This is a genomic window from Vibrio lamellibrachiae, from assembly GCF_050337265.1.
Lineage (GTDB): Bacteria > Pseudomonadota > Gammaproteobacteria > Enterobacterales > Vibrionaceae > Vibrio > Vibrio kyushuensis.
Map to the genome: position 1 here is coordinate 72,862 of NZ_JAKJSU010000005.1, position 21,044 is coordinate 93,905.

The window sequence follows — 21,044 nt, forward strand, 5'->3', positions numbered from 1 at the left end:
ATTTTAATGATCAAGCTTGTAGCAAGTAACAGGCTCTAGGAGTTGATCATGGAAGATTACTTAAGAAAAATCGAGCAGCTAGAAACAGAAAACTTGCGACTCACACAAGAAAATACCCGATTACAAGAAAAGTTGAATGTCGCTTTGGACGGTAATGGCCTCTGCCTTTGGGAGCAACATGTCCCAACGGGTGCTCTCACCATATTTAATATGGAGTGGGGAAAGATGCTGGGCTATCAACCTAATGAATTAAGTGCGACTGTAGATATATGGAAAAGTAAACTGCATCCAGACGATTATCACTTAGCCGTAGACGCTTATGAAGACCACATAGCAGGTAAAACCGACCTTTATCAAGTAGTCCATCGTATGATTCATAAAGATGGCGGTGACAGTTGGGTGTCCGATAGAGGTAGAGTTGTAGAGTTCGACGAAAGCGGAGCGCCTCTTCGCATGATGGGGACTCATATTGATATAACCCAGGAAAAACGATACGAGATTCAACTGGCTTCTCTTGCGAACAGCGACCCACTCACTAACTTGCTTAATAGGAAGGCGATAGAAGACTGCTTCTACAGCCAAAAATCAGTGCATAAAAACTCCGACTCTTCACTTATTTTTATCGATGTTGATAATTTTAAAGCAGTCAATGATGGGCTTGGGCACAAAGCCGGGGACAACGTACTCATTGATATCTCTTCTTGGCTAAAACAGTGCGTTTTTAATGATTCTAAAATTGGCAGGCTTGGTGGCGATGAGTTTGTCATACTTTGCTATGACCTTAACCGCTTTGAGATAGAAGCACTATGTAATAGATTACTCTCTTTCTCATCTCCAACCCTCTTGGCCGCGCAAACGAAAGTGGATATTGGGCTCAGTATCGGCGTATGTCTATTTAACAATAACAATCAGCGTTTTGATGATATCTATGAGCATGCGGACTTAGCTATGTATCAAGTAAAGAAAAACGGAAAAAATAACGTCGCAATCATCGATATTAATAACGCCGAATTAGATAGGAAGATCGCTGCAAGTATTGTCGAATAGATAACAAAAAAGCCCTAACATTTCTGTTAGGGCTTTCGATTTTCTTAACGAAAATTTGGAGCGATACATCGGGTTCGAACCGATGACCTCAACCTTGGCAAGGTTGCGCTCTACCAACTGAGCTAGTATCGCTTTGCTAATGCTTTTAAAAAACAAAAGACTTTAATAGATGGTGCCCCGGGCCGGACTTGAACCGGCACAGCGCGAACGCCGAGGGATTTTAAATCCCTTGTGTCTACCAATTCCACCACCAGGGCACGCAAAACTCGTTGCGATGCTTCTAATTAATGAACTCTTTCGAGTCAGTTAGACACCATCTTGCTATTTTATAACGGATTGACACTATTAAGTCATCTCATCATGTATAGCATCTAAAACATGGCTCTTACGCCATATTTTAATATTTCTTATCTCAGTAAAGAGATGGAGGCGCGTCCCGGAGTCGAACCGAGGTCCACGGATTTGCAATCCGCTGCATAGCCACTCTGCCAACACGCCAGTGCTGCTCTTACTTATCAAGCTAATGTGTAAACACATTAGCTTTAATAGATGGTGCCCCGGGCCGGACTTGAACCGGCACAGCGCGAACGCCGAGGGATTTTAAATCCCTTGTGTCTACCAATTCCACCACCAGGGCACGCAAAACTCGTTGCGATGCTTCTAATTAATGAACTCTTTCGAGTCAGTTAGACACCATCTTTTGTTACGTCAAATACCGCTTTTGCGCCGTATCTTCTAAAATTTATCTTACTAAGTAATGGAGGCGCGTCCCGGAGTCGAACCGAGGTCCACGGATTTGCAATCCGCTGCATAGCCACTCTGCCAACACGCCATTTTTCAAAACCGTACTTAGCAACGCTTTATCTTTCAACACCTTACCTTTCCATTAAGAAGAAGGGTCAGTGCCGTTGCGTTGATGCATACTTTACGGATTGAGGCCTGAGAGTCAAACAAAAAACAAAAAAAAACGTTTGTTTGCCCAGTTTTAGAGCGATTAGACGAACTATCGCTCGGATTGCTGTTTTTTACCACTGCTTCATCAGGCGTCCCATCAAGCTTGGGTGGTATGCCCAGCAGTGATCGAACATTTCCATCAACTCTGGATTACCATATTTAGAGACGCTTACAGCATGAAAACGGTTTTTCTTTGTTTTCAATAGATCTACTTTTTCTTGCAATTCATCCGATTGTTTAGGAGCAATAAAATCAGATATCACAACTAAGTCGGCATTTTTATACTTACTTTGCTCCATCGTCTCAATCGAGGTCATGATTGCAGGCTCAAAGTCTGTACCACCATGAAAGCTATAAGCTAAGAAGTCGCTTGCTTCACGAAGACCATCTTGCCTTGTTAGCTCATAGGTAATCTGCTCGGTCGAGAATAAAATAACGAAACAGTCTCGCTCTTCAGCTAATGCTATTTGCATCAGTGCATAAGCCATAGCCTTAGCCGATGCTTCAGGCGTTCCTTTCATAGATCCAGAAGCATCAACACAAATGACAAAAGGCCCTTTCTCTATATCTATCTCTTTACTTTCGGGGATATGTGCTTTGATTTTACGTAGTGTTCGTGATTTCCCCGCGACTTTATAATTAAGCAGGCGTTTATCAACCAAGTGTTTGTAGAACACAACCTCTAACTCTGGGTAAGCCAAGAACATGGTCTCATTTGGCAGCAACTTATTAAGATCGTCACTTTCATGAATTCCAACGATATCATCGGTGGCTTCATCCGATTTTTCTTCTACCATTTGCAACTGTTCGGCGGGTGCTACATTCAAGTCAGGGTCGTCAACCTGTCCTGCCATTCGGCCAAGCTGAGCCGCAATGTCTTGCAGCCCTTTATTCTTCTTAAGATACTCGGCGTGTTTCTTCATTACCGTTAAATCAGTTTTACTTAACTTCGCAGAAGCCATATCCCATAGCTTACCAACACTGATCTCACTACCCGTTTCGGTGACTCTGTCCATATTCTTTATCGTTTCCATTCTTTGATAAAGATCTTTTAGGGCTTTTTCTTTGCTTGCTTCTAACTCAGACACCTGCGCTTTTTTTAGAGTATCAGATAGACTTTTGTACCACTGATCACAGAAGTAGTGAGGGAACATCGGGTTATTGATCCCTTTGTTCTTATCGATTAGTCGGCGAGCTTGTAGATAAAAAGCAGAATGCCATTCTAATTGCTTCACAACGTCGTTTAGATTTTCAAAAAAGGTCTCTTCATCCCAATGGATAACATCTTGGTACAAGGAAAGTTCATGCTTGAAGCGATCTGTTTCACACACTTTTGTAATTCGACGTTTTACACCTGTACCCCATTTATGAAGATGCCCTTTCACAGAGGTTTTAACACCCCTATTTTCTGCCATCATCATGACTTGGGAACGTGCCATCAAATCGTTGACGGCAGTGTCAACAATCCCTGACTCCGCAATCATCACTACAAGGTTTAATCCATCAGCTCCTAACATCAATTGCTCCTATGCAAAAAACTCATTGAGATGTTTCACACGAAAGACCGTTTTTTCACATTCAACTTTTGTCGTCTCGAGCTTAGTTAATAACTCTTGTAGTCCAACTTCCATTTTTCTTGGAAGTTCACTATCAATAAAGCTATGAGGTAGCGCACCATGGAAATCAGAACGGACTTTACGTAGCTGATAATCTGCAGACTGAAGTTGAGCCATCGCTTGATCGGCTTTTGCGCTCCACTCTTGATACAAGGCGTCATCAAGCCCTTCTCTATCCGCTACTGCGACTAGCACGCCACGATTAGCAATGTCTTTAATGACAAGATGGTTTTCTGCGTCAACATCGAACGTCAATCGGCAGATGTTCGCATTTTTATTAACGTACCCATAAACTTCACCGCCACCTTCTTTGATGACCTTAGCCAAATCATTTTTAGTGAGGTAAACCCAGCGGCTATCGCCTTTATCTGACTCGGATACGGACATATTTGATTGCAGCAGAACAAGCTTTATCAAACCTTTCGTTGTACCAACTTGGTAACTTTTCGCATCTGAGATATCGTAATGTTGCACTTGTTTTTTTACAAAACCTGTCGTGGTGTCCTGAGAAAGAACGACACTATACTGAGATTCAAGGTGTGCTTGAATATCCTCAAGTTCTTCTTTACACATTGATATCTGGTGTTCTACATCTTGTTGATCAAAAGCGTGCTGTAAAGCGAACTCGCGAATGACACTACGAACTTTGTCTCGTGATTCTGGGCTATTCCACAAACAATCTTGCAGTAATAGAAGATCCAAAGGATTAATAGAACTACGACCATTAAAAAATGCGCTCGCTTTAAGCAATCGAACCGCTTTTTTCCATCGACGGTCAGACACATAGCTGTCTGAATTTGAGCATGCCGCGTCAGCTTTGACTTCTCCAAACTCATCTTTGCCTTCTAGCATTGACTTAAGTTGGAATAGCTTTTCAAATACAGAATCAGAGAGTTCAAGCTTATCAAGCTCTAGTTGCCACTGATGGTATTCCTCATCGGTAATCGCCAACCCTTCTGGGATCTTAGCTTCTTGCAGCGTACCCACCGTCAGCATAGATTTGAAGTTTTGTTTATTTTGAATGCGGTTTATGAACACACGTACAAGCATTCTGTCGTAGAGCGCTTCCAAGCCGCTATCTTCATCAGGAAGTTCATTTGATGCTGAAATAAGAAGACGCATTGGAACGCGTTCAATATCACTACCATTTTTAAATGTTTTTTCATTCACGACTGTAAGTAGCGTATTTAAAATCGCTGGGCCTGCTTTCCAGATTTCATCTAAAAAGACAACTTGAGATGTAGGAAGGTAGCCTTCAGTTAAACGAACATATCGTCCGTTGTCTTTCAGCTCTTTTATACTTAAAGGACCAAACACCTCTTCCGGTGTTGAGAAGCGAGTCATCAGATACTCAAAATAGCTAGAGTTATCGAATGCTTGAATCAGTCGTTTCGCAATTAAACTTTTTGCAATGCCAGGGGGGCCTAGTAGAAAAACACTTTCTCCAGAAAGTGCCGCTAATAAACACAATTTGATTGTGTCTTCTCTTTCGTAAACCCCGTCAGAAAGAGCATGCGCAAGCTTATTAATTCTCTCTGAGAGCAGTGCTTTTTGTGAGTGAGATGCGGGGGTTGGGCTAATCATTTCTCGGCTCCTAGAAAGGGATTATATTCCTGTGTATGTATATGTTTATACATTTGTTATTACTTTGTTACAAGTCTATTTACATTAAGATCGCTTAGTTATAGCAGAATACATTTCCTGTTTATCATTGCAATCTATGTTTGCACAAATGTGATTCACGAAGATGATTATTAATCCGTCAATTAATCATTATTTCAGCTATCTTTGAAACAAGAATATCGCTATGGTTATCCATCCTTTATTTGATTGTAGAAGTCACTGATTTGCATGCGTAAGCTCATTCATACATGGAAGCAAATCTCTCTTATTGAAGAGGATATTCGCCTACCTAACGGAAATACAATTTCACATACCACTATTGCTCATCCTGGCGCAGCAGTAATTCTTCCAGTTACGGCAGAGGGAGACCTGATTTTAATCAACCAGTTTCGTCCTTCATTGAAGAAATGGTTGCTTGAACTTCCAGCAGGAACCATTGAACCAAATGAACAGCCTTTACAGTGCGCATTACGTGAATTGGAAGAAGAGACAGGTTACAGTGCAGAAGAGTGGATCCCCCTTGGTCAAGTGACACCTCTGGCTGGATTTTGTGATGAGATACAGCACCTTTATGTTGCGAAGAACCTGAGTAAGACACAGCGTTATGATTGTGATGAAGATGAGTTTATTGAGGTCGTCATCATGCCTGTCGAAAAGGTCAAAGAGCTAATTACTAACGATACAATCACCGATGCCAAAACAATTGCTTGCTTGAGTAAAGCTTCGCTTTGCGGCTATTTATAGGATATTTTTATGGATTTCAGATCAGATACCGTTACTAGACCAACCGCGAAAATGCGCGAAATTATGGCCAATGCTATTGTCGGCGATGATGTATACGGCGATGACCCGACAGTGAATGACCTTGAGACTTGGGCTGCAAAAAGACACGGTTTTGAAGCGGCATTATTCACATCATCGGGTACACAAGCAAATTTACTTGGTCTTATGGCCCATTGTGAGCGTGGCGATGAATATCTTTGTGGTCAGCAAGCACACAATTACAAATATGAGGCCGGTGGCGCTGCCGTTCTTGGCTCTATCCAACCTCAACCTATTGAAAATAACCCAGATGGCACACTAGACTTCGCAAAGCTTACAGCGGCGATTAAGCCAGATGATAGTCATTTTGCTCGAACCAAGCTATTGAGCTTAGAGAACACCATCAACGGGAAGGTTTTACCTCTTAGCTATTTGGCTGAAGCGCGTGATTTTGTAAACCTACACGGATTATCTCTTCACCTTGATGGTGCTCGCGTCTACAACGCATCAACTGCGTTAAATATTGATGTAATTGAAATCGCTCAACATTTTGATTCTATGACCATCTGTTTGTCTAAAGGGCTTGGGGCGCCAATTGGATCACTTCTTCTTGGTTCTAAAGATTACATTGCCAAAGCAAGACGTTTGAGAAAGATGGTCGGTGGCGGTATGCGTCAAGCTGGCATTCTTGCAGCCGCTGGAAAACTCGCCTTGACTGAACAGGTAGAGCAGCTTGCAACTGATCACGCCAATGCAAAACTTTTAGCAGAGCGTTTAAACCAAATTAACGGTTTTGAAGTTAATGTAGATCGCGTTGAAACAAATATTGTATTTGCCAAACTCCACAAAGAGATCAATATTTCAGCTATCGTAAAACAGTTAGCAGATGACGGTATTCTAATATCACCGGGCAACCCGGTTCGATTTGTTACTCACAGAGACGTGACTGAACAGGATATTGAGACGCTTGTAACAAAAATCAGCTCACTGCTCTAAATATCTCCTCTTTAACATTGAGCTTCCCCTAAGGGGAAGCTTTATTCTTATCTCTTCATGTACTGACAGACAACTGAATGAAATTTAGAATTAAAGCCTACGTAACACTCACTGTGATCTTGTTTAGTTACTCAGTAAATATCAGCGCAAATACTTTCGGTGATCCTGAGTTAGGAAAAAGGAAATCGCCCAGCTGCATATTTTGCCACGGTAGTAATGGAGCTTCCACGAACCCTAGCTACCCTAATATTCAAGGACAAGATTCTCTATATTTGTTTAACGCAATGAAAGCTTATCAAAATGGCGAACGAACTGGCCCGCTAGCTGAGATGATGCAGGCTCAATTACAAAGACTTAATGATCAAGATTTAAAAGACGTAGCGAGCTATTTTTCACAAGCTGAATAAGCCCGTTATTCATAGGTCAGGTCTGCTCGATTTCTGACTCACTCTAATGCTCGAGCGACTGCACTCTCGACATGAATTTTGGTCGTATCAAAGAGCAATACTCGAGTATCATTCGGTTTTACCAATAATCCAATTTCTGTACAACCTAAGATTACCGCTTCAGCCCCTGATTCATAGAGGTCACCAATAACGGTTAAGAAATCTGTCTTCGAACGATTATTCAGTTTCCCTAAGCATAGCTCTTGATAGATAACGTCGTGGACCAAGCGTCGCTGGACACCGTTTGGAACAATCACTTCAATGCCATATTTACGCTCTAGGAAACCTTTGTAAAAGTCCTGTTCCATCGTGAAGGCAGTGCCTAGCAATCCTACTCGAGTTATTCCATTACGCTTTAATTGTTGGCCCGTTGCATCGGCAATATGAAGTAAAGGGATATTAACTTGTGACTGAACAGTTTCCGCCACTTTATGCATGGTATTTGTGCAAATAATGAAAAAATCAGCGCCAGCCTTTTCTAACGATTGAGCCGCTTGGGAAAGGAGTTCAGCGGCTTTATCCCACTCGCCATTTGCTTGGAACTTCTCTATCACTGCAAAATCGACACTCACTAGAACTACTTGTGCCGAATGAAGACCACCAAGGGCGCTGTTTACACCTTGATTCATTGCTTGATAGTAAGTAACTGTAGATTCCCAGCTCATTCCGCCGATCATTCCTATCGTTTTCATTTTAACTCCGTTAATTCAAGCAACTAAGACATTTCAATATAGCACGTCTTTACACCACTATTTTGATTCCGATATTAACCAATTAACCGTTTGCGTAATCGCTAACCTTCAAGTTGCTTCATTTTGAGTCTTTCATCACACTTTTTCCTTTGCTATATTTGCGCCCAATTACATAGCACCATTCGAGGCAGGGAGCTTCCTCATATATCTCATGAAGAGAAGAATTGGTACCGAGTAACATCGGCAACATTGAGAGGATAAATAATGGAAATGAATATGGTAGAAATTTTAGGGTATGCGGCTTCAATCATGGTCGCTATTTCACTTACGATGAAGGATATCGTTCGTCTACGCGTGCTTAACTTTGTTGGCTGTGGACTATTTACAGCTTATGGAATGATGATCGACTCGATGCCTGTGGTTGTTACCAATGGCTTTATCGCTTGTGTGAACGTTTATTTCCTTTTCAAAATGCAGCAAGAGAAAAAAGCTCAACCTCTAAATACTCCTGCATAGTAGCTACCAGTAACAAAGCCAAAGAATGCCAGGATAAATCAAGTTATTCTGGCTTCACTAACCGTCCACAGTATCAACTCTTGAGCAGGTAAGATCTAAGTTTGACTTGTCACAGTTGTAACAACTGCACACCATATTTCGACCATTATTTTTTGCGCAATATAGGACTTTATCTGCTTCCGTGAGTAGCTCATGTGACAACGAATCATGTAAAATCGGCTTTTCCAGCATTTCGTTAGGTAGATATGTACTAACTCCTGCGCTCAATGTTAATTCTAAGTCTCCGTAGTATGATTTTTTTACAGCGTTGCACACTCGCTGAGCAACTTCTAAACCTAACTCACTATCCGCACCATATAACAGAGCAATAAACTCTTCTCCCCCAAATCGCGCTACTACATCACTATCACGAAGATGAATCCTTAACATCCTAGCTATGTCCTTAATGACCTTATCACCACGAAGATGCCCTAAGCTGTCATTTATAAGCTTAAATCGGTCAATATCAAACATAATTAATGAAACTGGGCGTTTCTCCCTTATAGCTAGCGCTAATTGTTTTGCCTTTATCTCATCAAAGCCATAACGATTATAGATACCAGTTAAGTAATCTTTCTTCGAAATATCTGAAAGAGCCTGATTTTGATTCAACAACTCTTCTTCGTTTTTTTTCTGCTCTGTAATATTAATGCATGTACCAATCATTCTAATCGCCCGACCTTTATCATTCCTAATAGCAAAGCCACGAGATTTCATCCAAATAATATGTCCATCTTTATGTCTATAGCGAACAATCCGGCTATATGGTTGATTACTATCTAAACAATGCTGATTTATATCTTTCAGTGATCTTTCTTTGTCCTCTAGAACGATATGATCTTGCCACCTTAAAGCACGTTCCGAAATTTCATTTATTTCGTAACCTAGGGCCTTCCAGAAACCAGCATTTACCCATTCTTGATTGCGTTCTTCTAGATTCCAATACCACATACCATCTAAACAATAATGTTGAAAATACTCTAAAAAATGGGCGTCACTCTTTAGGAATGCATCTATCTCTGTTTTTAATTTCGACCGGTTCATTCTGGATACCTTTAAATCGCAACGTATGAAACAAGTACCTTAACAATAGAACAGCATTCCCTAATTTCAATTAAGTAAAGGAACAAAAAAAAAGAAGCCGTCAATTCAGCTTCTTTCTAATCATTAGTAACAGGTTAATCAATTAATCATCATCAAGTGGAATTAGTTTAGTACTTCCACCATGATATTTTTCACGTTTTCTTTGGACCATTGAGTAAAATGCTGGAATTAATAATGTGCCTGCCAATAACACACATAACAGGCCACCAATGAGCGAAACGCCCAACGAGTTTTGACTTACGTTACCGGCTCCTGAAGCAAAGATCAGTGGGAAGATCCCCAGTATAAACGACCAAGACGTCATATTTACCGCTCGGAAACGTAACTTACCACCTTTGACTGATGCATCATCGATTGATAGCTCTTTATCTTCCCTTTCTTGTTTTGCAAACTCCACAATTAATATCGCATTCTTAGCGGCAAGTGCTATTAACAACACCAACCCAATTTGTGCGTATAGATTGAGCGGAATTCCGGTAATGGTTAAAGCGATAAATGATCCAAGCGTAGCGACAGGAACTACAAGAATGATAGCAAGAGGAATACTCCAACTCTCATACTGTGCCACCATAAACAGATAGATGAAGATCAATGCTAGAGCAAACGCATAGATGGCTTGATTTCCCGCTAGCTTCTCTTGGTACGCCATACCTGTCCACTCATACTGATAGCCTTGAGGGAGCATCTCTGCCGCAACACGTTCCATTGCAGCGATAGCATCACCACTAGAATAACCAGGAGCAGGCTGACCTTGAATTACAGCACTTCGGTACATGTTATAACGCCAAGCAACATCTGGCTCAAATACTTGGGTCGCGGTGACTAACGTACTTAGTGGGATCATGTCTCCTTGCGCAGAGCGAACATGGAAACGACTAAGATCATCAATCCCCTTTCTGTATTCACCATCAGCTTGCATCGTCACTTGGTAGTTCTTACCAAACATCGTAAAGTCATTTACGTAAATTGAGCCAAGATTTCCTTGCAACGTTTGGAATACCGAACTTAATGGAATACCAAGTTGTTGAACCTTTTCTCTGTCAACTTCAATACTGTAGTGAGGTACATTTGCTCTAAAGGTGCTAAACGTAAATGCAATTTCTGGCTGCTTATTCGCTTCTTGAATCACTTCTCCCATTAGGGTTGCAAGATCAGTACGGCTTCGACCTAATGCATCTTCGAGTACAAATTCAAAGCCTGACGCCGCGCCCATACCAGGAACCGCAGGAGGGCCCATAGCAAAAACAGAAGCATGAGGTAGCTGCATTGCAGCGGCACCATTGATTCGATTTGAGATAGCCGTTGCTGAGTGGTCACCATCTAAATTATTACGCGTATCCCAGTCATGCAGCTTAATAAACATAGAGGCGCCGTTAGATGCCGCAGCCCCTGTCATAAAGGCATAACCATTGGCGACGGTCACGCCATCAATCCCAGGCTCACTTTCAACAATTTTAATCAAACTATCTGTTACTTCCTCTGTTCTCGAAAGAGACGCTGAGTCTGGTAACTGAACGTTGACCAACAAAATACCTTTATCTTCTTGGGGAACAAAAGCCGTTGAGGTCGTTTTAGACAAATAAGTTAACGACGTAATCGCAACTAAGAAAATTGCCACAACAATTAACGCACGTTTTACTAAGAACCCTGCAACTTTACCGTATCCTTCGGTAACCTTGTCTAGCCCACGGTTAAATGCCTTAAACCAACTTGATGTGTTACCACCACCTTGCTTTAGTACCAGTGAACAAAGAGCAGGAGATAGCGTCAATGCATTGATAGAAGAGATAACAACAGAAATACAGATCGTAAGCGCAAACTGACGATACATAATTCCGGTTATACCAGGCAGCATTGCTACCGGAATAAACACGGCAAGAAGTACTAATGTCGATGTAAGTATTGGCCCCGTTACTTCCTTCATAGCAATCAGTGTTGCTTGTCGAGGCGTCACGCTAGGATCTTTCGCCATTGTCGTATCAACGTTTTCGATAACCAAAATAGCATCATCAACCACGATACCAATTGCTAGAATCAAACCGAATAGAGTCACGGTATTAATGGTAAAGCCGGTCATTTGCATAACAGCAAATGTACCAATCAAAGATACAGGAATAGCTACAACTGGAATAAGTGTTGCTCGCGCACTTCCTAGGAACAGGTAAGTCACCGCAATAACCAACAGTATCGCTTCTACTAACGTTTTAACCACGCCTTTAATTGACTCTGAAACGAACAACGTTGTGTCGTAGCTGGTTTCGTACTCCAATCCTTCAGGGAAGTTAACACTTAGGTTCTCAAGAAGATCCATGACCGCTTGGCCACTTTCTAACGCGTTAGCGTCTGATTGCAGCGACAGGGTTACGATAGACGCATCTTGTCCGCGGAACTTACCAGTACCGTCGTAGAACTTTTTACCTAGTTCAACACGCGCAACGTCTTTGAGGTAAACAGTTGAGCCATCATTATTTGCTCGAAGAACAACGTTTTCAAACTCCTCAACAGTTTCAAGACGGCCCTTCGTAACAAGGTTGAATTGAACTTCTTGAGATTGGCTGTATGGTGCAGCCCCTACTCGCCCAGCAGCAACCTGAACGTTCTGCTCTGCAAGTGCAGACTGAATATCTGGCGTGGTCAAATTTAGGTTAGCCAGCTTCTCTGGGTCAACCCAAACACGCATGGCATATTCACCACCACCAATAACGCCAACATCACTGATTCCGGTAACACGAGTTAGTTGATCTTTTACATTTAAATTAATGTAGTTAATCAAAAACTGATCATCGTATCGACCGTCTGGAGAGTAGAAGTTAAGAACCATTAGAATATCTGGTGAACGCTTCTTAACTGTTACGCCAGTCATACGAACTTGTTGAGGCAGTTTCGCTTCAATTTGTGACACACGGTTTTGGACATTGACTTGCGCCATGTCAGGGTCTGTGCCTACTTCAAACGTCACGTTTAAGCTGTAAGAACCATCATTCGCGCTCTTAGAAGACATGTACAACATGTTTTCTACGCCATTGACTGAGGTCTCTATTGGATCGGCAATGGCTTGCTCAACAACTTCAGCACTTGCACCGGTATAATACGCAGTGACACTCACTGAAGGAGGACTAATTTTTGGATATTCCGCAACGGGTAGTACCATTAACGCCATCGCACCTGCGAGTGACAATATAATGGAGATAACCAACGCAAACTTAGGACGCTGGATGAAAAACCGACTTAACATAATAAGGTTTCCTATTCAGCGGGAGTCATTGAATCTGTTTGTTGGTCTTGAACTTGTACAGGCATACCATTACGAACACGCTGTAAGCCCTGCACGACAATCTTTTCATTCGCACTAAGACCAAATGGGACAATAACGCCTTCAGGCGTTTGGCTACCTAGTTCAATGTTTCGACGTTCTATAATATTTCCTTCCGTCACTAACATCACAAAATCCCCTTCCAAATCAGACTGAACAGCCTTTCTAGGAATCGCTATGACTGGAACGGTGTTTTCTGCATAAAGCTCTACACGTAGATGCTGACCGGGAAGCAATTTATGTTCAGGGTTGGGAACGATGGCACGCATATCTATTGTGCCTGTGTTTACATTAATACGGTTACCAAGGAAATCGAGTCCTCCCGTATGTTCATAACGAACGCCATTTTCTAAAGTAACTGATACATCAATTTGTTTATCATTAGCGCTAACATTACCTTTTGCCGTCTCAAGTGCGATACCAAGACGATCTCTTTCACTCACATTAAACGATGCATGAATTGGGTCTAGACTCACCAAGGTTGTTAGCACGCCCGACGATGGGGAAATCAGGTCCCCTCGGCTTACTTTACTATCGCTAATTCTTCCTGAGAAAGGAGCACTAATTTGTGTATAGGAAAGATTAACTTCAGCAAGCCTTATTTGGGCTTTAGCTGCTTCTACCATGGCTTCAGCGCCGTGTAAATTTGCTGTCAGTGCATCAAAGTCAGCTTTTGAAATACTGCCTTTTGGTAATAAACGTTTACCGCGCTCATGATCTAACACGGCTTTCTTTAGGGATGAATTAGCACGTGCAAATTCTGCTTTCGAGGTTGCTAGCTTAGCTTCAAATTGAGAGGGTTCAATAGTGAATAGAAGGTCACCTTCTTCTACCATTTGCCCTTCTTCAAAGTGTCTTGATTGCAAATAACCCGTCACCTGGGCGGTAATATTCGTATCATCAACAGCTTCAGCTCGCCCGATGAAAGTGATACTTCCTCTGTGTTCAATCGTTTCAGTCGTTTGCGTAATAACTAAAGGAAGAGGCGCTTGTGAATTGTTGGATGTGTCTTTATTACACCCGGCAAGAATAGAGGATGTTAACAGCGTGGTTAACACGAGCTTTTTGTTCATAATTTTATTCGCCATTACCAATGAAATTTAGTTATGACGAACATAACCATCAGGAATGACGACTATGTCCGAGTAATGTCAGGAGAAGCGACTCAAATATGTCATTCTGTAACAACGCTTCCCTTAGATAATTTACTTGTGCATTGTTTCAGCTGTTTTGCAGATGACCAACTGTACACTTGCTCTGGAACTTTGTGACCGCACGGGGCATTCCAAAGGCGTTCGTCAATTTTCAATCCTTCTAATGATTCATAAAAATCGATCGCCTGTTGATTATCTCTCATTACCTCAAGATAAATAGCACTTTCACCAAAGTGTTGTTCGCACCACTTAGAAACTTCATTTAACAATTTTAGCCCTAACCCACGATGACGATAGTTTTCATCAACATGAAGAGAGTCAATCATTGTCCCTTTTTCGAAGTCATGATTTCCGAAAGCACAGACAAAACCACACAGTAAACCACCTTCTTCCAATAATAGAACATGTTGGTTGAACGGAGGGTTAATCAAACGAGCTTGCCAAATGGCTAAACGTTCATCGAGAACATCATGCTGAAGGTAATCTTCACCTAGAATTCCGTGGTAGAAACGACGCCAGCTTTGGGCGTGTAGTGTTGCGATGCGCTCGTAGTCGCTATATTCCGCTATTTTTAAATCCATTTTTAGTTCCTTATTACTTCCTGTAAGGATATTAGCTTTGTTCATACTATTCATTTCCCCATTAAAAAGCCAAACATTCTGTTCACAATTTTTACAATGATTGGTTTGACTTACAGGTGTGCGCTGATATTCTAGCGTACAGTTGTTAGCCCAAAGGAATTTATCACTATGTCTCTGCCCTCCGCGAGTCCAAGCAAAGAAAGGCCACCACTGATTTGGCTGAATATTTTTATCTTTGTATCAAGCCTTCTCTTAGCCGTGGTCGCAACACCTTGGTACGCGTATAATTATGGATTAGGCACCGAACATTTTGTCTGGCTGTTGATCTGCTTTAGCTTTTGTAGCCTGTCTGTCACAGCCGGCTATCATCGCTTATGGTCGCACAAAGCCTATCAAGCGCATTGGTCGCTTCGATTTATCTTCGCTATCGGTGGTGCGTTTGCTCTGCAAAACAGTATCCTACACTGGAGTTCTGATCATCGAGTTCACCATAAGCATGTTGATAATAACGATAAAGATCCCTACTCAGCCAAAAGAGGGTTTTGGTTTTCTCATATCGGCTGGATGATCAGAGATTACCACGGTGATAAATACTACGATTACAATAATTGCCGCGACTTACAAAAAGACAAAATTGTCATGTGGCAGCACAAATACTACGGCGCGCTTGCGCTATTAATGAACGTTGGCTTCCCTATATTATTGGGGGTTATTTATGGTGATGTCGTTGGTATGTTTTTAATGGTTGGTGCAGTTCGACTTGTACTCAATCACCACACAACGTTCTTTATTAATTCGTTGGCCCATATTTGGGGTACGCAACCCTACACCGACAAAAATACAGCGAGAGATAGCGCGACATTAGCATTCTTCACGTTCGGCGAGGGGTATCATAACTACCATCATATCTTTGAAAATGACTATCGAAATGGTATTGAGTGGTGGCACTACGACCCAACGAAATGGCTAATAAAAGCATGCTCTTTGGTTGGGCTCGCAGGGAAATTGCGTAAAGCACCACAGTTAAAGATAGAAAAAGCTAAAGCAGCGATGTCTTTACTCAACGCGCAAAAAGCAATCGAGACATGGCCAAACAGACAAGCTATTAACAGCAAGCTTCAACATGAGTTCGAACAGCTTACCGCCAGTATGAACGACTACTATGAATTGAAAAAGCAGCTGCTAGAAACTAAGAAAGATGACATGGTGAAGAAGTACGAATATTCGGTATTAACGCTTCGTTATAAAGACATCAAGAAGAACCTAGCGCAACAGACTGAAGCTTGGAATGGGATGATTTTGAGCGTCACTAAAAAGGCCAGTACACTTTAAATCGCCATACTTAATATAACAGTTACATACACACAAAATTATAATAGCCCGGTTACTCTTAAAAGTAACTGGGCTATTTTACATTCACGATTAAATTAATTTTCGATTACGAAATATCGTTAATTGACTTCACAATACGCCTGCCAGTATTGAATGGCTTTTTGTAGTGCCTGAGTACGATCAGGGTGTTCCGCAAACAATACAGCAGAAATCGTTGTCACAACTGTGTTCGCCATCATCTCTTTGTATTGCTCTGGTGTATCGAAGATACAAACTTTAGGCTGAGTAAGAGTATCTAATAAATCAGCCTCCCAGTAATGCGATTGAACACCTTCTGGCGTACTTAGCCAAACATCCTGACTCACTTTAGGGTTGTATTCAGATTCACCGGATTGCCCTTTAAATGAGATAACACAATGATTGGGCTCATCAACCTCATGTTCAATGTCTGCGTGTAACTGCGGAAAACCTGGGTGAAAACTTCCTCGAATTCCAATTTTACCACCGCCAGGATTCAACGCTCGAACCACGGTGTTAATTGGCGTTCTCAATCCATAACGTTTACGCCAGTCGAGCATTTCCTCAACTTTGGGGGCGAAGTTTTGCAGAGGTAAATAGCAAATAGAGTCTGATTGAAGCAAAGCCTGTGCATGATCTGCATCAGTTGCTCGTGATATGCCTAAAGGCTCAATGTAATCTTGGGCGTGCTCTCTATCGGTCACTTTATCTGTGTAACCGTGTACCAGTACTTTATAGCCGTTATCCGCTAGAATTTTTGCTGCAAGAATATGCCAAGGTTTACCAGCTGTTTTTCGCTTACCTGCGTAGCACGGCCAATCAATATCCGCACCAAGATTTGGAACCCGTGATTTGAAGGCTTTAACAAAGCCAGCGATCTCTTGCTTTGTTTCATTTTGAACACGGATCAACATCAGCAGCATAGCCATTTGGTCATCATCTATCTTTTCATCTAGATACTCGTCCATCACCTGATAAGCTTGTTCTAACGTAAGAGGTTTCCTCCCCCGCTCTCCTCGTCCTACTGTGCGAATACATTCCAGTATACTGCTCATTGAATCCCTTTCTTTAAATGCTTAATGAATACCGATATCAGCACAGTGTGACGTTTTAATATCATATTTTCAATCACACTGTCTTTTAAAGATTTAAGTGCCCAAATATTGCCCGTATAGCCGGTGGTACCTCAACTAATATTCAGTTCGTTAGTTATAACGTCTTTTGATAGTCGTCTTCACTCTCGTTTGATTTTTCAAACCCAACTTGAACTAAATATTCTCGATGTTCAGGCGTCGTAGCCTTCGCTTTTAATAGGTTAATCCCACGGCTTTTTATTAATTCAGGATTCATTTGATAAAAATATTGAGCTAACTTTAAGTCTCTATACTCCGGGGTTACGTAGTCGAGAGAAACCACAAAGCTGCCATCCTCATGCTTTGTTCCAACTAAAAGCCCAGCGATGGCATTATTTCTTAGCATATAAAATGCAGAGTTTTCAGTTCGAAGATGACTAGCCGTAGTTTGACGCTCAATATCTTTGATATTAGTAGCAACAAAATGGTCAAAATACTCAGAATCAATCGTTGCAGAAACCAGCTTGAACTTATCTTTTGAACCAGCCAATTGATAGAGGTAATAAACGTTAATGCACGCTATCCCAAGGTTCATTAACATTGTGGGGTACGAGTCGATAAAATACGCAAAGGCAGCAAACAACAGACAACCGATGAAATTAATTACTCTAAGTTTAACAATCGATGTCATCGTCAGAGACACCAGCACCACTAGTGAGGCTAAATAACCAAACCACTCCACCCAATCAAAATCCATTACACCATCCCTATGTGTTTATTTTCCTTAAAGATAGCATATCGATAAAGCAGTCAATTAGATCTAGCTAACAATTATTGACCACGCAAATACATGAACATCCATACTTATCTTAAAGGCGTCACAAACTTCATAAGATGCTGGCACCATTCCTTAATAATACCCGAGCCATTCACACTATTTAAAAGGCCATTACAACACTGATCATTTCGTACGGTGACCGTTAAGTACTGTACCAACTGCGTATAATTGAAGTTCGATATCCCAGAAACTTGCTTTGCGCTATCCCCTTCAAGCATGTAGTCAATGTCACTTAAGTTCTCATGTTTTAATACAAGGTTTTCCTGATGAAAATCGTGATACAACTCGGCGACCAATTCTGTGCAATTATTTGATATCAGCGCATCACATTTAGCTGCAAAGCGCGTTAACCTTGACGCTACCGGTGTCTCAAGTAGTAGGTAAGAAATTCGGTCAATACTATCTTGCCAAGCAAGCATTTCTAACCACTCTTTAGGTAGGTTATCAAAACCATAAAAACTCCCAGCCAACTGACCATAAACCGTAGACGTACTGCAATAATTACTGCCAACATTGGCTGACCACAACGCTCCCTGCTCAAAACTAGAACTATGATAAAAACACCAAAGCGCAGACTCTAGCGATCCAACAACAGTCGCATTGGTGAGCTCATGTCTATCTTTCGATATAAAGCTTCCAGTAATAATACTTCGCACTTCTTCACAACCACGCATACATACCTGTTCGAATTCTACTTTCTGTAACGTATTCATAAGCTCTTGTTTAGTCAACGTTGAGGAGCCTAGACATTCATGTATGAGTCCTCCTAGAATTTGACTGGCGATGGCAGCACTTTGTGTGTCATGAGTCACTTCACACGATGCCTTTATTTTATTAAGTACGGCTTCTAATGACATTCCTTTCGCAGGAGCAAAAAAAACACTTATGGGCGCGATTCGAGCTAGGCATGCGTCATAGTCGGGAATGGTTTGATAATCAGAAACAGCGTGATATTCGAGTTGGTTACTACGCTCAAAATGCTCGTTTCGCTCAATTGCTCGGTTTAAATTCTCACCAATTTTAAAATGCTCCAGTGTCGATGCTGCGCATTTGTCTCGTCGCCATTGGCTGTATCGATTGATCTGATCTTGAACATTAACCTCACCGTGAGCAAGAAGGCTATCTGATAAATTAACCGCTAAAACTAAGTCAAGGTACCTCCCAGAGCTGTCTTTAAAAAATGTATCCGTGTTTTTCTCTATTGGTCGATTCACTTTAGATAGATCTGGTTTGGTTTTAAGTGCTTCTCCGAGTGCTAACCCAAATATGGCGCCTTTTGCACTCGAAACGTACTTAGCGTCACTTCTACAGTTAAAACTTGTCAATATGGTGTCCCCAAACAAAAGCTAATATTCATCTTTCGCGCAATGCAAATTAGAATTGGTGATGATAGTCATTCTCACCTAATGTTTACTCATTCTAATTAAATTAAAACTTTTGTTGGAATATCCTTTATTCCATAGACATATTGACTTAATCGACAGTAGTATTTGCTCAGAAGTACCTACCGATATTCCTTTGATCAATTCATTTCTTTAGCCAGTTCAACCCTATTTCTACCCAGTCTTTTTGCGCTATATAGTGCTCTATCCGCTCTTTCTATCGCTTGATTGAATGACTCTGCTTTATCAAGTTCGGCTATCCCCATCGAACATGTTATTTTTTCATTATAAGGCCACTTATGTGTCGCCATTTTGTGTTGGATATCTATAGCAATCTGACGTCCTTCTTTTGCTCGGATATTTTCACAGATCAATAGAAACTCCTCTCCCCCCCAGCGAATAAAATGCTGACCTTCCTCTTTAATGTGATGAACTTGGCGGCTAAAGTCTTGTAATACCGAATCACCACATTGGTGTCCGTATTTATCATTAATTGACTTAAAGTGGTCAAGGTCAAAATAGAGGATAACAATGCGGTTGCATGATGCCAAAAGATCATCGATCATCACCTCACTACCTCCTCGATTTAACGCTCCCGTTAAGCTGTCGTAACTTGCTTTTACTATATATTCCCTATTGGACTCTCGAAGTTGTTCATTCTCATTTATTAGGGCACGGTTATGCACGTGAGTGCGAGTAAAACCGCTAATGACATAAAGAGACGCGGATAGGAGCCAGATACCTAAAAGAACTCGATAGAACACACCATCAGACAACCATTTCCCAGTTATTTCCATCGACTCGATGTTAAATAGATAATGACCTACAGGTGCTTCCGATGCGCTTGCGATACTTATGTAGTGAATATTACTAATATCGGCATAACCATGCTCAACTCCAATATTATTCTCACGACGCCACCAATCTGCGACCTGTAATGATGTTAAAGGAATCTCAATTCCATTTGGATGCTCACTAACGTCAAACTCAATTTGGTTACTTTTTAAACCAGCTAATTCGACAATATTAGGCTCATAGTGTTTTAAATAGATACGAACGGGCGTGTCGACGGTTGGCCTACCGTTAAAAAGAACGCTCATTTTTATCTTCAATGTCGCCATATTAGTAAGGTTCAACCCAATATCTTCTTCATTGGTATTAAATTGGTATTCACAAAATGGCCATTGATATACTTGCACTAACTGGCACTCAAAAAGCAACTTCTGTTCGTCATTCTTGAGAATATTCGATGTTGAAAAGCCACTATGAAGTGAGCCATCATTAAATGTAATACCTGAATAATCGAGTATTGAAATCGTACGGTGGGATGAGAACTGCACAAAAATTAGGGTTATCGAGAGAAGAATTAACACCAATATGTGGGTTTGTGCCTGTTTCATCATTTACTACCATTAATGCCGATTATACATTGGCTTATTCCCCCACTTAATGGGCTGAAGTAAGCCCTAGATCAAGAGTGAGATACTACATCGGTAGATTATACATTTTCGTTATAAATCAGAGAGATTTAAGTTCAAAATTACTGGAGTGAGTTATG

General features: G+C 41.3%; 16 protein-coding genes, 5 tRNA genes and 1 pseudogene. 6 read left to right on the forward strand and 16 right to left on the reverse strand.

Going from position 1 to position 21,044, the window contains the following annotated elements:
- The first annotated feature begins 48 nt into the window (after positions 1-48).
- The gene (locus L4C54_RS05920) at positions 49-1,047 is read left to right on the forward strand and encodes a GGDEF domain-containing protein (RefSeq protein ID WP_428807452.1); all 999 of its coding nucleotides are present in this window, start codon (positions 49-51) and stop codon (positions 1,045-1,047) included.
- Between the two features lie 56 nt (positions 1,048-1,103).
- Here the strand turns inward: L4C54_RS05920 and L4C54_RS05925 are convergent.
- The 7 genes from L4C54_RS05925 to L4C54_RS05955 all read right to left on the reverse strand — a co-directional run bounded on the left by L4C54_RS05925 (position 1,104) and on the right by L4C54_RS05955 (position 5,201).
- Positions 1,104-1,179, reverse strand: a tRNA-Gly gene (locus L4C54_RS05925).
- Between the two features lie 38 nt (positions 1,180-1,217).
- Positions 1,218-1,304: transfer RNA gene (locus L4C54_RS05930), tRNA-Leu, on the reverse strand.
- Positions 1,305-1,471: 167 nt separating this feature from the next.
- Positions 1,472-1,545, reverse strand: a tRNA-Cys gene (locus L4C54_RS05935).
- A gap of 52 nt (positions 1,546-1,597) precedes the next feature.
- Positions 1,598-1,684, reverse strand: a tRNA-Leu gene (locus L4C54_RS05940).
- A 121-nt stretch (positions 1,685-1,805) separates the two neighbouring features.
- Positions 1,806-1,879 (reverse strand) — tRNA-Cys (locus tag L4C54_RS05945).
- Positions 1,880-2,072: 193 nt separating this feature from the next.
- The gene (gene viaA / locus L4C54_RS05950; RefSeq protein WP_428800103.1) at positions 2,073-3,518 is read right to left on the reverse strand and encodes an ATPase RavA stimulator ViaA; all 1,446 of its coding nucleotides are present in this window, start codon (positions 3,516-3,518) and stop codon (positions 2,073-2,075) included.
- Positions 3,519-3,527: 9 nt separating this feature from the next.
- Complete coding sequence (locus L4C54_RS05955) at positions 3,528-5,201, reverse strand: ATPase RavA domain-containing protein (RefSeq protein ID WP_428800102.1); 1,674 nt, start codon at positions 5,199-5,201, stop codon at positions 3,528-3,530.
- 267 nt (positions 5,202-5,468) lie between these two features.
- Here L4C54_RS05955 and L4C54_RS05960 point away from each other — a divergent pair, with 267 nt between their 5' ends.
- From L4C54_RS05960 to L4C54_RS05970, 3 genes are all read left to right on the forward strand, one after another.
- Entirely contained in the window at positions 5,469-5,984 is a 516-nt protein-coding gene (locus L4C54_RS05960) for an NUDIX hydrolase (RefSeq protein WP_428800101.1), read from the forward strand.
- A gap of 9 nt (positions 5,985-5,993) precedes the next feature.
- Complete coding sequence (gene ltaE, locus L4C54_RS05965) at positions 5,994-6,998, forward strand: low-specificity L-threonine aldolase (protein ID WP_428800100.1); 1,005 nt, start codon at positions 5,994-5,996, stop codon at positions 6,996-6,998.
- Between the two features lie 77 nt (positions 6,999-7,075).
- Complete coding sequence (locus L4C54_RS05970; RefSeq protein WP_428800099.1) at positions 7,076-7,405, forward strand: c-type cytochrome; 330 nt, start codon at positions 7,076-7,078, stop codon at positions 7,403-7,405.
- Positions 7,406-7,443: 38 nt separating this feature from the next.
- On the opposite strand, the gene L4C54_RS05975 is transcribed toward L4C54_RS05970, so the two are convergent.
- The gene (locus L4C54_RS05975; RefSeq protein WP_428807453.1) at positions 7,444-8,136 is read right to left on the reverse strand and encodes an aspartate/glutamate racemase family protein; all 693 of its coding nucleotides are present in this window, start codon (positions 8,134-8,136) and stop codon (positions 7,444-7,446) included.
- 264 nt (positions 8,137-8,400) lie between these two features.
- Here L4C54_RS05975 and L4C54_RS05980 point away from each other — a divergent pair, with 264 nt between their 5' ends.
- The gene (locus L4C54_RS05980) at positions 8,401-8,652 is read left to right on the forward strand and encodes a YgjV family protein (protein WP_428800097.1); all 252 of its coding nucleotides are present in this window, start codon (positions 8,401-8,403) and stop codon (positions 8,650-8,652) included.
- Positions 8,653-8,709: 57 nt separating this feature from the next.
- Here the strand turns inward: L4C54_RS05980 and L4C54_RS05985 are convergent, their stop codons facing one another.
- The 4 genes from L4C54_RS05985 to L4C54_RS06000 all read right to left on the reverse strand — a co-directional run bounded on the left by L4C54_RS05985 (position 8,710) and on the right by L4C54_RS06000 (position 14,843).
- The gene (locus L4C54_RS05985) at positions 8,710-9,735 is read right to left on the reverse strand and encodes a GGDEF domain-containing protein (protein ID WP_428807454.1); all 1,026 of its coding nucleotides are present in this window, start codon (positions 9,733-9,735) and stop codon (positions 8,710-8,712) included.
- 142 nt (positions 9,736-9,877) lie between these two features.
- Positions 9,878-13,030 carry an efflux RND transporter permease subunit gene (locus L4C54_RS05990; RefSeq protein ID WP_428800095.1) on the reverse strand — a complete coding sequence of 1,051 codons (3,153 nt, stop codon included), beginning with the start codon at positions 13,028-13,030 and terminating at the stop codon, positions 9,878-9,880.
- An 11-nt stretch (positions 13,031-13,041) separates the two neighbouring features.
- The gene (locus L4C54_RS05995) at positions 13,042-14,181 is read right to left on the reverse strand and encodes an efflux RND transporter periplasmic adaptor subunit (protein ID WP_428800094.1); all 1,140 of its coding nucleotides are present in this window, start codon (positions 14,179-14,181) and stop codon (positions 13,042-13,044) included.
- A 101-nt stretch (positions 14,182-14,282) separates the two neighbouring features.
- On the reverse strand, positions 14,283-14,843 hold the full coding sequence (locus tag L4C54_RS06000) for a GNAT family N-acetyltransferase (protein ID WP_428800093.1): 561 nt from the start codon (positions 14,841-14,843) through the stop codon (positions 14,283-14,285).
- A 168-nt stretch (positions 14,844-15,011) separates the two neighbouring features.
- Here L4C54_RS06000 and L4C54_RS06005 point away from each other — a divergent pair, with 168 nt between their 5' ends.
- Positions 15,012-16,175, forward strand: coding sequence for an acyl-CoA desaturase (locus tag L4C54_RS06005; RefSeq protein WP_428807455.1), 1,164 nt, complete (start codon positions 15,012-15,014; stop codon positions 16,173-16,175).
- Between the two features lie 119 nt (positions 16,176-16,294).
- Here the strand turns inward: L4C54_RS06005 and L4C54_RS06010 are convergent.
- The 4 genes and pseudogenes from L4C54_RS06010 to L4C54_RS06025 all read right to left on the reverse strand — a co-directional run.
- Positions 16,295-17,263 (reverse strand): annotated as a pseudogene (locus L4C54_RS06010) (glycosyl transferase family protein); the annotation flags it as partial.
- Positions 17,264-17,402: 139 nt separating this feature from the next.
- The gene (locus tag L4C54_RS06015; protein ID WP_428807456.1) at positions 17,403-18,023 is read right to left on the reverse strand and encodes a hypothetical protein; all 621 of its coding nucleotides are present in this window, start codon (positions 18,021-18,023) and stop codon (positions 17,403-17,405) included.
- Between the two features lie 107 nt (positions 18,024-18,130).
- The gene (locus L4C54_RS06020; RefSeq protein WP_428807457.1) at positions 18,131-19,429 is read right to left on the reverse strand and encodes an ADP-ribosylglycohydrolase family protein; all 1,299 of its coding nucleotides are present in this window, start codon (positions 19,427-19,429) and stop codon (positions 18,131-18,133) included.
- A gap of 197 nt (positions 19,430-19,626) precedes the next feature.
- On the reverse strand, positions 19,627-20,889 hold the full coding sequence (locus tag L4C54_RS06025; RefSeq protein ID WP_428807458.1) for a GGDEF domain-containing protein: 1,263 nt from the start codon (positions 20,887-20,889) through the stop codon (positions 19,627-19,629).
- Between the last annotated feature and the right edge of the window lie 155 nt (positions 20,890-21,044).